At 65.7% G+C, this 13,412-nt stretch carries 10 protein-coding genes; 5 read left to right on the top strand and 5 right to left on the bottom strand.

The window, feature by feature from the left end; genetic code table 11:
- The first annotated feature begins 83 nt into the window (after positions 1-83).
- From AKJ09_RS20235 to AKJ09_RS20215, 5 genes are all read left to right on the top strand, one after another.
- Positions 84-725, top strand: a complete 642-nt coding sequence (locus AKJ09_RS20235; RefSeq protein ID WP_146648846.1) for a TetR/AcrR family transcriptional regulator — start codon at positions 84-86, stop codon at positions 723-725.
- Positions 726-939: 214 nt separating this feature from the next.
- Entirely contained in the window at positions 940-1,830 is an 891-nt protein-coding gene (locus tag AKJ09_RS20230) for a TolC family protein (protein ID WP_146648845.1), read from the top strand.
- The gene (locus AKJ09_RS20225) at positions 1,767-2,306 is read left to right on the top strand and encodes a TolC family protein (protein WP_146648844.1); all 540 of its coding nucleotides are present in this window, start codon (positions 1,767-1,769) and stop codon (positions 2,304-2,306) included. The genes AKJ09_RS20230 and AKJ09_RS20225 overlap by 64 nt, the downstream gene beginning before the upstream one ends.
- Positions 2,293-3,468, top strand: a complete 1,176-nt coding sequence (locus AKJ09_RS20220) for an efflux RND transporter periplasmic adaptor subunit (RefSeq protein ID WP_169927690.1) — start codon at positions 2,293-2,295, stop codon at positions 3,466-3,468. Before AKJ09_RS20225 ends, AKJ09_RS20220 begins: the two co-directional genes overlap by 14 nt.
- A 4-nt stretch (positions 3,469-3,472) precedes the next feature.
- The gene (locus tag AKJ09_RS20215) at positions 3,473-6,589 is read left to right on the top strand and encodes an efflux RND transporter permease subunit (RefSeq protein ID WP_146648842.1); all 3,117 of its coding nucleotides are present in this window, start codon (positions 3,473-3,475) and stop codon (positions 6,587-6,589) included.
- Here the strand turns inward: AKJ09_RS20215 and AKJ09_RS20210 are convergent.
- From AKJ09_RS20210 to AKJ09_RS20190, 5 genes are read right to left on the bottom strand one after another with little or no spacing between them, the layout of a single operon-like run.
- Positions 6,573-8,396, bottom strand: a complete 1,824-nt coding sequence (locus AKJ09_RS20210; RefSeq protein ID WP_146648841.1) for an IgGFc-binding protein — start codon at positions 8,394-8,396, stop codon at positions 6,573-6,575. The two genes, AKJ09_RS20215 and AKJ09_RS20210, sit on opposite strands and share 17 nt — an antisense overlap.
- On the bottom strand, positions 8,393-9,670 hold the full coding sequence (locus tag AKJ09_RS20205) for an RCC1 domain-containing protein (protein ID WP_169927689.1): 1,278 nt from the start codon (positions 9,668-9,670) through the stop codon (positions 8,393-8,395). The genes AKJ09_RS20210 and AKJ09_RS20205 overlap by 4 nt, the downstream gene beginning before the upstream one ends.
- 55 nt (positions 9,671-9,725) lie before the next feature.
- Positions 9,726-11,012 (bottom strand): hypothetical protein, encoded by a 1,287-nt coding sequence (locus AKJ09_RS20200; protein WP_146648839.1) that lies wholly within the window; start codon positions 11,010-11,012, stop codon positions 9,726-9,728.
- Positions 11,009-12,235: a beta propeller repeat protein gene (locus AKJ09_RS20195; protein WP_146648838.1), complete on the bottom strand. Its 1,227-nt coding sequence runs from the start codon at positions 12,233-12,235 to the stop codon at positions 11,009-11,011. Before AKJ09_RS20195 ends, AKJ09_RS20200 begins: the two co-directional genes overlap by 4 nt.
- On the bottom strand, positions 12,232-13,407 hold the full coding sequence (locus tag AKJ09_RS20190; protein WP_146648837.1) for a hypothetical protein: 1,176 nt from the start codon (positions 13,405-13,407) through the stop codon (positions 12,232-12,234). The genes AKJ09_RS20195 and AKJ09_RS20190 overlap by 4 nt, the downstream gene beginning before the upstream one ends.
- Positions 13,408-13,412 lie beyond the last annotated feature (5 nt).

Raw genomic sequence — 13,412 nt, 5'->3', positions numbered from 1 at the left:
ATATCAATATTAACAGCATCAACATTGATCCCAACACGAGCTCATCCGTCCAGAAGCAGTGACGGCGTGCTAGCCTCCCGACCGTGCTCGAGACTCGCACGAAGAGGCCGAAGAAGAAGCCGACCGGTCAGTACCACCACGGCGACCTGCGCCACGCTCTCGTCGAGGCCACGCTAGCCATCGTCGAACGCGAAGGCACCGGTGCCGTCTCGCTGAGCGCAGCAGCGCGACGCGTCGGCGTGTCCCCGCAGGCGAGCTACAACCACTTCCGTGACAAGGGCGAGCTCCTCGCCGTCGCCGCGGAGGAAGCGATTCGCGAAGTCACCGAGGAGATGCGAGCCGCGCGCGAAACCGAAACGCGTCCAGGGGAACGTTTCGAAGCCACCGGCATCGCCTACGTGCGCTTTGCCCAGCGCAACGTGGCCAAGTTCCGCTTGCTCGCCGCTCCGGAGCTGGCCGACAAGTCGATGCACCCCGGCCTCGTCGCCGCCTACGAGGAGGCATTCTCGGTGATCGTCGCGTGCGTCGACGAATGCCAACGAGCGGGCCTCGTCCGCAGAGACGGCGCACGGAAGCTCGCCGTCGCCGCGTGGGCCACCGTGCACGGCGTGGCGTGCCTCGCTGCCGACGGCCTGCTCGCCGCAACGCACATCGAGGGTGCCCCGATCGACGTCACGCGCGACGCGATGCGCGCCCTCTTCAAGGGCCTTCGCACACCGAAGTAAGGTGATCGCATGGAGCGTCGTCTCCCACGCGTTCGCCTTCGGCAACGTGAATCCGAAGGCGCTCGCGTTCATGCGCGCAGGAGACAAACCGGGACTGTACCGAGTTTCGCTTCCCTGACGTTGCGAATTACAACGACGAATTCGCCCTAAAATTAGGGCGGTTCATCGTTCGTGCGTTCGGCTTCCATTCAGGTCGTGAGGGCATGGTGAGGCCGTGCAGTTCTGCGCACGGGCTCTCGTTCTCGGCGTCTTGGCGCTCCCCCTCGTCGGGTGCGTCTCCTCGTCCAAGTACGATTCACGCTGGGTGTCGTCGGAGCTCGGTCGAATGGCCGGGCACGACGTCCCTCTGCGCGAAGCGCCTCAAGCGAACGGCAAGAACGCTTTCGTTCCCAGCCTTCCTCACGACGCCGGCGACGTCGCAGCGCTCACCGAAGACGGCGCGGTCAGCGTTGCACTGTGGAACAGCGCACAGTTTCGCGCCGATCTCGCGCAGCTCGGAATTCCGCGCGCCGAGCTCGACGACGCCTCGGCACTTCCCAATCCCAACTTCTCGTTTCTCTTTCCCATCAGCTCGCGCCAGCTCGAGCTATCGATTCAGTATCCGATTTCCCAGCTCGTGCAGAGGCCGTGGCGAATCGCGGCGGCCAAGTACGACGTCGAGCGAACGGCGCGCTCGCTCCTGCAGAACGGGCTCGATGCGGTACGCGACGTGCGCATTGCTTGGGCTGAGCTCGAAGCGGCAAAAGGACGACGCGAGCTTCGACGACGGGCAGAGGATCTCCTGCGGCAGAGCTCGAAGCTCGCCGCGTCTCGCTTCGGCAACGGAGACATCAGTCGGCTCGAAGCCGATCTCGTCGAGGCCGAGGCCCTGGCCGCCGGCGAGCTCTCGGCGCGCAGCGTTCGTGAAGAAGGCATCGCCCGTACGCGCCTTCGTCAACTGCTGGGACTCGCGGAGAGCCCTCTCGGCGACAGGCTCGACGTCGCCACGCGCGAAGTTCCGAAGGACGCCCCGGTGACGTGGCCGAGCTCGAGCGCGTGGCCATGGCTTCACGCCCCGATGTACGCGCCGCCGAGCTCGCGATCGAGGCTGCCGGAGAGCGCGTAGGGCTCGAGCGCTCGCGGATCGTGCAGCTCGTTGGCCGACTCGATGCAAAGCCCGTGGGCAGCAAGGGTGGTCCGCCGATCGTGTGGCCTCCCGGCTTCAACGCCGATATCCCCATCTTCAATCAGAACGACGGCGCACGGGGACGCGCAGGCGCCGAGCTCGAACGCACTTCCTGGAGCTATCTCGTCGTCCGACAGCAAGTCGTGACCGACGTTCGCATCGCGCTCGAGGAGCTCGTCATGGCCCTCGGTTCGCGCGAGCCCTGGACGACCACCATCGTTCCACTCCAGGAAAAGAACGTCGCCGCAGCGATGCACGCGTACGAATCCGGCGCCGAACCTTATCTCGTGGTGCTCGATGCCACGCGACGGCTCGTCGACGCGAAGTTGCGTGAGCTCGAGCTCGGACTCGATGTCTCGCGGGCGAGGGCCCGTCTCGATCGTGCCGTCGGCTGGAGGATCCATGCGTCACGCTAATTGGATATGTGCGCTCGTCCTCGCCGGCTCGGAGCTGGGGTGTCGACGGGGCGAAATCGAGAAGCCCCGGCCGCCCGCCACGGTCGTGGGTAAAAAGCCCGAATCCGAAATTGCCAGGATTACGCTCACGCCCGAAGCCGAGAGCAGGATTGGCCTCGTGCTCGCGCCCGCCACGCTGCAAGCGTCGCCGAAGGCGCGCACCGTCGGCGGCGACGTCGTGCCTTCCTCGGGCCGTTCGATCATGGTGGTCGCGCCGGTCGCGGGTCGACTTGCGCTCCCCGGCACGAGCACGCTGACGGTCGGCCAAGCGGTGAAGCGCGGCGATGCCCTTCTTCGCCTCACGCCCGTGGCGACCGTCGATCGCGATCTCAAAGCCACCGCGGGTCGCACGGTCTCCGTGGCCGAATCGAGACTCGGTGCGATGGATGCACGCCTCTCGCGTGCGGAGAAGCTCCTTGCCGACGGAGCAGGCTCGGCACGCGCCGTCGAAGAGGCACGCGCCGATCGCGATACGGCGAAGGCCGAGCTCGATGCTGCCAAGAGCCGCGTGGGCATGCTCGATCACTCCCCTCTCGACTCCGACGTCGCCGTCACACTGCGGGCTCCCGAAGACGGCGTCGTCCGTAGCGTGAGCGCGCTGCCTTCGAGCATGGTTCCCGCCGGCGCACCGCTCCTCGAGCTCGTCGGCACCGGCGCTCTCTGGGTGAGAGCGAACGTGTTCGTCGGCGACCTTCGCGCGATTCGTCACGGTGCGGCCGCCCACGTCAGGCCGCTCACGGCCAAGCCTTCGCCGGCCGATCTCGAGGCGCTTCCCATCGAAGGGCCGCCGACCAGCGATCCGCTCACGACGAGCTTCGACCTCTACTATTCCTTGCCGAAGGGGGCTGATTTCCGGCCCGGCGAGCGCGTTGCGGTCTCGCTCACGTACGGCGACGACGTGCCGTCCATCCACGTTCCCGAGAGCGCCATCGTGCGCGACGTCACGGGGACCGCTTGGGTCTACCAGCTCGTCGGCGAGCATGCGTTCGAACGGCGGCGCGTCGAGGTGCTCCGCGTCGACCAGGAGGGCGCACAGCTCGGGCGCGGCCTCACGGCGGGAGCGCAGATCGTCGCCACCGGGGCCGTCGAGCTCTACGGCGCCGAGTTCGGCATGGGGAAGTAGCTCGATGAAGGCCCTCGTCGAAGCCTGCCTTCGTCTCCGCGTCGTCGTCCTCTTGGGCGCCGTGCTGTTCCTCGTCGTCGGAGCGCGCGCCGCGATGAATGCTCGTATCGACGTGTTCCCGGAGTTCTCGCCTCCGCGCGTCGAAATCCAGACGGAGGCCCCCGGCCTCTCTGCCCTCGAAGTCGAGACGCTCGTCACCACGCCCATCGAGCGCGCCGTCCACGGCGTTGCGTTCGTCTCGAAGCTCCGTTCGAAATCGGTCATCGGTCTCTCGTCCGTGCTTCTGGTGTTCGACGACGGCACCGACATCATGCAAGCGCGCCAGCTCGTGCAGGAGCGATTGGCCAACCTGACCGGTCAATTGCCTGCTTCGGCGAAGACGCCGGTGATGCTCGCGCCGCTTTCGTCGACGAGCCGCGTGCTCAAGATCGGTGTCTCGTCGGCGACGCGCTCGCAAATCGATCTCTCCGATCTCGCGCGGTTCACCATCCGACCGCGTCTCATGGCCGTTCACGGCGTCGCCAACGTCGCGATCTGGGGACAGCGAAATAGGCAATTCCAGATCTTGGTCGACCCCGACGCACTCCAGGCGAGGGGCGTGCGGCTGGACCAGGTTCTCAAAGCGGCGGGTGACGCGAGCATGCCCGCCCCGGCCGGCTACGTCGACACGTCGAACCAGCGCTTCGCCGTCGTCCACACCACCTTCGCGGAATCGAAAGAGTCACTCGGCGAAACCGTCGTCGCGAGTCGCCCGGGAGGGGCGAGCATTCGCCTCGCCGACGTGGCCAGCATCGTCGAGCAGAGTCCGGCCCCGATTGGCGATGCCATCATCGACGGTGAGCCTGGCCTTCTGCTCATCGTCGAAAAGCAGCCGTGGGGAAATACCCTCGACGTCACACGCGGCGTGGAACGCGCACTCGACGCGCTGCGCCCGGGTCTCACCGACGTTCACCTCGATCCGACCATCTTCCGCCCAGCGACGTTCATCGAGCGAGCCATCACGAATCTCGGCCATGCGGTGGCGATCGGCTGCGTGCTGGTGGTCGTCATCCTGTTCGCATTCCTGTTCGACTGGCGCACCGCGGTCATCAGCGTGGTGGCCATTCCACTTTCGCTCGTCGCCGCTGCCGCCACGTTGGCGTGGCGAGGACTCACGCTTGACACGATGGCCATCGCCGGGCTCGTCATCGCGCTCGGCGAGGTGGTCGACGACGCCATCATCGACGTGGAGAACATCGAGCGTCGACTGGCGGAGAATTCGCGTCGAGAGACACCTCGCCCCGCATTCGTGGTGGTGCTCGAAGCGTCTCTCGAGGTGCGAAGCGCCGTCGTCTACGCCACGCTGGTGGTGCTTCTGGTCTTCGTGCCCATCTATTTCCTCGAGGGCCTCTCGGGCGCCTTCTTCCGCCCGCTGGCCGTCTCTTACGTCCTCGCCGTCGGGGCCTCGCTCCTCGTCGCGTTGATCGTCACGCCGGCGCTCTCGTTGGTTCTGCTGTCGCGTGCAGCGCGTGCTGCGCGTGCTGGCGGAGGACGCCATCGCGGCCCGCTCGCGCACCTGGTCCAGCAAGCGTACGCGCCCATCCTCGAGCGCGTCATTCGTCGGCCTCGTTTCGCCGCCGGAAGCGTCCTCGTGGTCCTCGCCTCCGCCGTCACGCTCGTGCCGTGGCTCGGAGAGTCCTTCCTGCCCGACTTCCACGAGACCGACTTCCTCATGCACTGGATCGGCAAGCCAGGCACCTCGGTGGCCGAGATGGACCGCATCACGGCACGCGTGGCCAAGGAGCTCCGTACCATTCCCGGTGTTCGCAACTTCGGCTCACACATCGGTCGTGCCGAGGTCGCCGACGAGGTCGTTGGCCAGAACTTCGCGGAGCTCTGGATCAGCCTGGACGAAAAGGCCAATTACGCAGAATCGGTTTCGAACATTCGACGCGTCGTCGACGGATATCCCGGCCTCTATCGCGACGTGCAGACCTATCTGCAAGAGCGCATGAAGGAGGTCCTGACCGGCACCAGCGGGTCGATTGTCGTGCGTATCTACGGCTCCGATCTGAGCACACTCCGCGAGCGGGCGGAGGCGGTCGGCAAGGCGCTGGCTCCCATTCCCGGCGTCGCGAATCTCGAAGTCGAGCCGCAAGTCCTCGTGCCTCAAATCGAGATTGGCCTCGACCCCGGCGCTCTCGCGCGGCTCGGGCTCGGCCCCGGTGACGTTCGCCGTACCGTGGCCACGTATCTGCAAGGCACGCGCGTCGGGGAGGCCTACCGAGGCGATCAGGTCATCGACGTCGTCGTATGGGGAGACGCTTCGCTCCGCAACGACGTCTCCTCGGTGCGCGAGCTGCGCATCCCTCTACCCACGCCCACACCTTCTGGCACGAACTCCGAGGTTCGCCTCGGCGACGTGGCCTCCGTCGAGATCGCCGCTGCGCCGAACGTCGTGCAGCGTGAGTCCGCCTCGAGACGCATCGACGTCACGTGCGATGCCCGCGGACGAGACCTCGGCTCCGTCGTGGCCGACGTGAAGAGCGCGGTGGACAAACTTCCCTTCCCGTCCGGCCATCACGCCGAGATCCTGGGAGAGCTCGCTTCGCGAACGGCTGCGCGCAATCGCCTGCTCGGGCTCTCACTCCTCGCAGCTTTGGGAATCGGCCTCGTCCTCTATTCGGACTTCCGCTCGGGCCGAATCACGTTCTTCCTTCTCGGAACGTTGCCCTTCGCGCTCGTCGGCGGCGTGATCGCCGTGCTGTTCACCGGCGGCATCGTCTCGCTCGGCTCACTCGTCGGTTTCGTCACCGTGCTCGGCATCGCCGCGCGCAACGGCATCATGATGGTGAGCCACTTCCGCCATCTCGAGATCGAGGAAGGCATGCCCTTCGGTCAGGCGCTCGTGGTCCGCGGAGCCATCGAGCGCGTCGTTCCCATCACGATGACGGCCCTCGCCACGGGGCTCGCGCTCGTGCCGCTCATCGTGGCAGGTGGCAAGCCCGGCAGCGAGATCGAACACCCGATGGCGGTGGTCATTCTCGGCGGGCTCGTCACCTCCACGATCCTCAACCTGCTGCTCGTGCCGCCCCTCTACCTTCGATTCGGGCGGTCCGCAGTCGTCAGTGAACCGGCTTGAGGGGATTCTTCACGAGCTGGCGCTGCGCCATGCCGCCTGGATAGGCGTAGCTGGCGTAGGTCGACCAACCCCAGAGCGTTGCCGTGAACGGCCCCTCGCTGTGCATGCGCTGGAGGCCGTTCATGCAGGTGCTGTCGGCGAACTTCTGGCCAGGGCCGCCGTTGACCGCCAGATCCACGCGGGCATATTCGTACTGACCCTTCGAATCGATGGGCGTGAAGTTGGGCACGTTGCCCGCGCACTCGAGCCAGACGTCCTTGAAGGCGCCATTCGATTTCTGACGCACGATGACGAGCGACGTATCGTCGTACGTGGGGTCGGCGTAGAAGCTGTACGAGTTCAGATACTGGCCCGCCGGAATGACGTTCACGAACTCCGGATCGCCGTGGCCGTCGAAGGGCGTCAAGCCAACCGGGTCGCCACCTTGTGGCGGATAGCTGCTGCCGCTCATGTACGCGCCGAGGTAGATCGGATGATCCGCGTCTTGCGTGCGAACCACGAAGGCGTCTCCGACGGTGCCCCAGAACGTCACCATCTCTCCTGCGGAGAGCGTCAGCGGCGCGCCGGCGGGGATCGCGGGATCCCACACGAGCCGCGTGTCGTCGCGTGCCGCCACGATGCGATAGGGCATCACTTCGCGCTCGTTGCCGGTCCGCGGGCGATATCCTACGCCGACGTATTCCGAGCCCCACTGCTCGAACGGCGGGAGCTGCTGCTGGGCAACGTCGCAGGCCTCGCGCTCCGAAGGCACGTACATGCACTCGTGACCACCGAAGATGCTGGTGGGCTTGGTCGACGTGACGATGCTGCCGGAGAGCTCCTCCGCCTGGTTGATCTGCAGCACCTCGCCCTTGTTCAGCACGTACGTGATGGGCACGTGCGCGGCCGAACCGACGATTCCGGGCGCATCCTGGAGGTCGTGGACGGGGTCGATGGTGACCTCCGTCTCGTCTTCGGACGCGACGATCTGCGCGGAAGGCCCGCGCCCGGTGAACGATTTGCGGAGCATGATCTGCTCCCACGCGTTGACGATGATGTGCTCCTTGCCCCAGGTCGCCACGGGCAAGAGCAGCGTGGCCGTGGGCATGTAGCTCTGGGCACCACCGAACGGATAGATCGTGGAGATGCCGACGGGCACGTTCGTCGTCAGGTGGAAGGAGTAGCCCACGCCCGTGCCGATGGGCAGAACGGCACCGCTCGGGAGCGCAGGCGTGACGTCTTTCGGGCAGCGCCAACTCACCTCGTTGGAGGGCGCCGACTGCGGCGCGTCGGACACGAAGACGATCGCCGTCTCGCCGGGCTCGAGCGGCCCGGTGTGGAGGGTCCGTTCCGCACTACCAGGCTTGGTGGTGTAGACGGATTTCGAGAGATCGATGGCTTTGCCTGCCATCTCGAGCGAGAGCTCCGCGGCCGTGGCCGAGGTGTTGACGACGTAGGCCGCATAACATCCTTGGCCCATCAACGTTCGATTGAAGAGCGCGGGCTGGAAGTAGAACTCACAGCCGTTCGAGCTCTTGTCCGCCAGCGCGGCGGCACACGGCGACTGGCACATGCCACCGCCGCAAGCCTCTTCGCTCTTGCACGTTTCGAGCACCTGCCCCGAGCAGGTGTCGAGAACCGACCGACCGTCGAGCGAGCACTGACGCATGCACTCGGTCACGTCGGTCGCGGCGTCGGAGACGATCGAGGTGATGGGCTCCTCGAATGTGTTGTTGTTGCTGCTGCTGCACGCCGACACCACCCCGGCGGCGATCGTCGCGCCCAGGATGACGAGGCCCGCAACCAAAGGCTTTCGAGAACGACTCATGGCAATACGACCTCTTGCGGAACGCGGCTCGGAACACGGAGCTGGCCGTTACCGAGCTGTCCTTGCGCGTTGTCGCCCCAGCAGTAGACCTTCCCATTCGTCAGGATCGCGCACGTCGCCGTCGACGTGGTGCTGACGCGAGCTGCGGGGGCGGGCAGCGACACTTTGACCGGCTCGAGCGCATACGTCGTGGTCCCGTCGCCCACTTGGCCCTTGCTGTTGTTTCCCCAACACAGGAGGTCGCCCTTCTCGTCGATCGCGCACACGCGAACGGGATACGAGAAATTGCCGGCGCTACGGCTCGTCGAGGCGATCTGCGTCACGCCGCTCGGAAAGACGACCGGCGACGGCAGCGCACGTTCGAGGATGTCGCCCAGGCTCCCGCGGGGATCACCCCAGCAATACGGGACACCGTTGGACAGCGCACAGATGTCGCCATAAGGCGCGCTCACCATCGTGACGTCCGAAAGCGGAATCGTGCGAGGATAGGCATCGGGGAACAGCGAGGAGACGCGACCGATGGTCGGATTGTTTCCCCAGCTCGAGACCGTCCCGTCTTCGTGAATCGCGAACGACGCATAACCGACTGTCAGATCACGCACGGGCGAGCTCGAGCCGAGCGCGACAGGGGTGACGGCCTGCGTGGCGTTCGGCGTCGTAAGCGTATCCGAGGGCGCCACTTGCGCGTTGTCGTTCGAGCCCCAGCAGCTGACGCCCGTGTCGAACAGCGCACAAGCCGCCCCCTTCGTCTCCGAGAAGAGCGCCGCGGAGACCTTCTTCGCCGGCGGGATGTCTAGCTTGACGGGCGCACTCTCCGCCGTCACGAACGCGGTCGTGCTGCGGAGCCACGGGCCGAGTCCCCAGCACCACGCGCCTCCGTCCTTGTCGACGGCGCACGAGTGCTCGAGGGTGACGATGTTCGCGAGGCCTTCGACGCGCGCGGGATTGGCAGAGTCCGAAATGCCGGCGTCGGCACCGCGACCGAGCTCGTAGTGCATGTTCTCCCCCCAGCACGCGACCGTTGCGTCCTGCAAAATCACGCAGAATCCCTCTGCGAGGGTCGTTGTGATGGCGGTCGCACACGACGCACCGTTCTCGCAGGAAATCGGGAGCGCCGAGGCATCGAACTTCGCGGCGTCGGCGGTCGAGGCGTCGGTCGCCGGCGTGGTCGTCGCGTCCGTCGTGCCTGCGTCGGTCGACGGAAGTGACGCGCCGGAATCGGAGGCGCTCGCCTCTTCGAACCCGCGTGGGGAGTCGTCACTCGAGCAGGCCACCGTGGCCGCAGCGAGCGAAGCGCAGCCTACGACGACCCCGAGGACGAGGCGTGGGTCAAGGCGTCGTCTTGTGATACGCAATCTCATTGCCAAGTACCCAAAGGTTGGAGTTCGACGTCCCGGCGACGATGTTCAAATTCTTGAGACTCGGAGCACCATTGATCGCAATCGAAGAAATTCGATATTTCGGATTTGCGGTGGTCGCCTGTTCACCACGAAGCACCAGCGAGGGGCTGCCTCCGATGATCCATAGGTCGTCGTTCGACTGCCCCCAGACGGAGACGATGCCGGACGAGGAAATGAGATTCGGATTGAGCGCCGTTGCCGTCCAAGCATCGCTCGCGTTCTTGGCGACCTCGAAGATCTGGCGGTAGCCGTAGACGAGAAGGCTTCCGGGCGAGGCCGCGACCCCCTCGCTATAGGTGCTGTTGCCCATGTTCGCCTTTTCGAAGTTCAACACCCCGGCCTTCGCCGTACAGTCGTCGAAACCGAGCGTGGCATCGATCACCTTCTCGAAGCCGTCCGCCGTCTTGCGGAGCGCGTACGTGCACATGGTGACCGATGTGAAGAGCGAGGCACGCCATCCCACGAACCACAGGTCGTCGGCTCGGCCCGAAATGCCGTGAATCGAGTACGGAGTCGGGTCGTCGTCGGTGTAGATCGGGTCCCAGGTATCGGCTCCGCCGCCCTCACCCTTGGCCGACAATCGATAGACGGTGTTGCACGCCGTCAGATAGACGCCGTCGGGCCCTGTTCCGCCCAGCCACGGTTCGTCGAAATTCGCACAGTCGAAACGCTGTTGCGTCCACGTCCAGGTCTTCGCGGGCGCGACGGGCCGCCGGCCGTGGAACACGATGCTGCCGAAGCTGCCAGCTCCGGCCAGCGGGCTGTAGTCGGCCATGGCAAAGTACACGTCGTCTTCGCTCGGGGCGTAGATGTCCCGTGAAACCCACAGCGACGACTGCTGCGTGCCGTCGTCGATGTAGGCCCACCCGCTCTCCGGCTTCCATTGCACAATCTTCGTGCCGAGCGACGTGTTGTTGGTAATACCGAAGACAGTATTCTCGAGTACCGAAGCACTGCCGAACGACGTGTCCGGATCGGGCAGCGTCGTTGCGCACCAACCCTCCGGACTGCACGTGGGAACCCAGCCGTCCGGCACGTTGGCGGCTGCATCACCCGAATCGCGCCCGGCATCGGGCTCGTCCGGAAGATTGGTGGAGCCATCGACCGTGTCCGCGGGCGGAGTCGTCTCCTGAGTCTCTTCGTTGGACGTTGCGCACGCAACGCCCGCCGCGAGCGCCACCGAAACGCAACCGATGCGCAGAAGCCGCGCCTTCATGATTCGCCTCCGAGCGAGAGCAGAACGCCGTCGCCGCCGATCCACACCTTCCCTGCCTGCGCCGTCCACACGGTGTAGAGATCCGGAACTCGCGCTCCGATCCCCGTGACCGTCACACGCGACCACGTCTTGCCGTCGTAGTGGAGAACCGTTGCGGCGTTCCCCACCGCCCAAACGTCGCTCGGCGAAGTGCCCCAGACCGCGCGCAGATCTTCGGTCGTCGGAACGCCATCGACGACCTCGAAGACGCCGTCTTCACCCGTGTAGTGGCGAATGACCCCGTTCGCTCCGACGGCCCACGCCTCGGTGTCCGACGCGGCCCAGACGGCATTGAGCGTGGCCCACGTCTGGCTGTTGTAGGCCTTGATCGTCGGGGTCGCGGCTTGCGCGTTCTTGATCCGGAAGGTCGCGCCCGTGTAGCCCACCGCCCAGAGGTCGTCGGCCGAGATGCCGTGGAGTCCTGTGATGGTTCGGCACGAGAGCCTGTTGCAGAGGCCCGACGCAAACGGGCTCTTCAGTTCGAGTTTCGAAGTCGTCGCCGAAACGTGAATGCGGAAAAGGCCATTCACGTTCAGGTTGCCCGCGGCCGCCGCCGAAGCCTGGAGCGTGCCGACCCAGAGCCATTCCGCGTCCGGCGTGCTCCACGTCGACGTGATCCGCGTCACTGGATTCGTGACTCCAGCCGGAATCGCCAGAGGCGGATACGCCGCCCAGCCCGCCGAGGACGGCGTACCGGCATCGGTCACGGAGAGCGAGATCTCGTTCGTCAAGAGCGTCACGAGCGACGCAAGCGCGGCTTGTCCCTCCGTGCGCAGCCAGAGCCCGTTGATGCTCGCCGTCGTTCCGGTGTCCGACCGCCTCCACGACGTTCCGTCGTAATGCAGCAGTTGACCGCGAGCGCTTCCCGCCCAGACGTCGTTCGCCGATCGGCCTTGAATCGTATTGATCCGAATGCGCGTATCGAGCGGGCCCTCGGCGGGGTTGAGCGACGTCGGGCACATCGTCTCGGCGGTGCAAGGCACCTCCGGCACCGTCGACGTTTCGTGGCCGCCCGCATCGGGCAAGGTGTCACTGTCCGGCGTCTCGGCCGTGGGGACGGTGTTGACGGCAGCGTCGTCGACCACGCCTTGGGAGGTTTCGTCGGAAGCGCATGCCGCCAGCATCAGGGCAGGAGCACTCGCCGCGGCGAGCCCAGCAAGGAGTGAGAGTGAACGAGCCTTCATCGCGGAATGCCTCCGTCACACGTCTCCTGCGCGCATCGACCACCGACGCAGGGCTGTCCGGCGAGGAGATCGCACGTGGTGCCGCATGCTCCACAGTTGTTGGGGTCGGCGTTCATGTTCGTCTCGCAGCCGTCGCGCGTATCGCCGTTGCAGTCGCCCCATCCTGCCGAGCAGGCGAACTTGCACGCGCCGTTGATGCAGGTCCCGATGCCGTGTTCATCCGTGGCAGCCTGGGTGCAGTCGACGCCGCACGCGCCGCAATTGCGAGGATCGAGAGAGAAGTCGACACAGGTGGCTCCGCAGAGCGTTTGGCCGGCGGGGCAAGCGCAGACGTACTTGCCGTTCGGGTCCTTGATGCACTGTTGGTCGGCCGCGCACGCATTTCCGCACGCGCCGCAGTTGTCGTGCGAGAGGCGATCGGTCTCGCAACCGTCCTCGTCGAGGGTGCCGGCGTCGGAGTTGCAATTCATGTGGGAGCCATCGCACTTGAGATGGCCACACTCGTTATTGAAACAACCGAAGTAGGTATTCGGCGGCCGAACACCGCCGTCGCCATTGACGTTGCACGTGTTACCGCATGCACCGCAGTTGTTGTCGTCGACGCTCAGAATGGTGCACTTGTTCTGCGATTTGGCGCAGTACGTGTACCCGTCGTCGCAACCGCACTTACCCTTGCCCGCCGTCCTATCGAAGAAGCAAGGCTTGTTCGGGTCCGGGCACTTGTCGCCGCAACCGTTGCAATTGTCGTTCGTGCCGAGCTGCGTCTCGCAGATGTCGTCCACGACGCCGTTGCAATCGAGCTTGTTGTCGGCGCAACTGAGCTCGCATTTGCCGGCCACGCAAGTGAACCGACCTCCCGTGACGAGCGGCGGGCAGGCAAATCCGCACGCGCCGCAGTTGTTCGGATCCGTCATCAGATCCACGTCGCACGCAAAACGCGAGCTCGGGCACGTCGTGCGCTGCGCAGGGCACTTCGTGCTCATGCAATAAGCAACGGGCTCGTCGTCCGCGGCGGCCGCGGCGGCGTCTTTGTCCGCGATGGTCGGCGGCGCAGTACCGGCCTCGGGCGGGAGCGGCGTGCTCGTCGCATCGGAATGCGAGCAGCCCTCACTGGCAATGGCAAACGAGACGGACGTCAGAGCAATCGTGACGACGACAAAACGACGGAGCATCGAAG

The sequence above is a fragment of the Labilithrix luteola genome (assembly GCF_001263205.1).
In the GTDB taxonomy this organism is placed as follows: Bacteria; Myxococcota_A; Polyangia; order Polyangiales; family Polyangiaceae; genus Labilithrix; species Labilithrix luteola.
Note: the sequence above shows the minus strand (reverse complement) of the source record. Positions and strands in the feature narration are given on the sequence as shown.

Coding starts and splice junctions, on each gene's coding strand:
- AKJ09_RS20195 (WP_146648838.1), bottom strand. CDS start 12,235: ATGAAGGCTCGTTCACTCTCACTCCTTGCTGGGCTCGCCGCGGCGAGT.
- AKJ09_RS20225 (WP_146648844.1), top strand. CDS start 1,767: ATGGCTTCACGCCCCGATGTACGCGCCGCCGAGCTCGCGATCGAGGCT.
- AKJ09_RS20210 (WP_146648841.1), bottom strand. CDS start 8,396: ATGAGTCGTTCTCGAAAGCCTTTGGTTGCGGGCCTCGTCATCCTGGGC.
- AKJ09_RS20190 (WP_146648837.1), bottom strand. CDS start 13,407: ATGCTCCGTCGTTTTGTCGTCGTCACGATTGCTCTGACGTCCGTCTCG.
- AKJ09_RS20220 (WP_169927690.1), top strand. CDS start 2,293: ATGCGTCACGCTAATTGGATATGTGCGCTCGTCCTCGCCGGCTCGGAG.
- AKJ09_RS20215 (WP_146648842.1), top strand. CDS start 3,473: ATGAAGGCCCTCGTCGAAGCCTGCCTTCGTCTCCGCGTCGTCGTCCTC.
- AKJ09_RS20200 (WP_146648839.1), bottom strand. CDS start 11,012: ATGAAGGCGCGGCTTCTGCGCATCGGTTGCGTTTCGGTGGCGCTCGCG.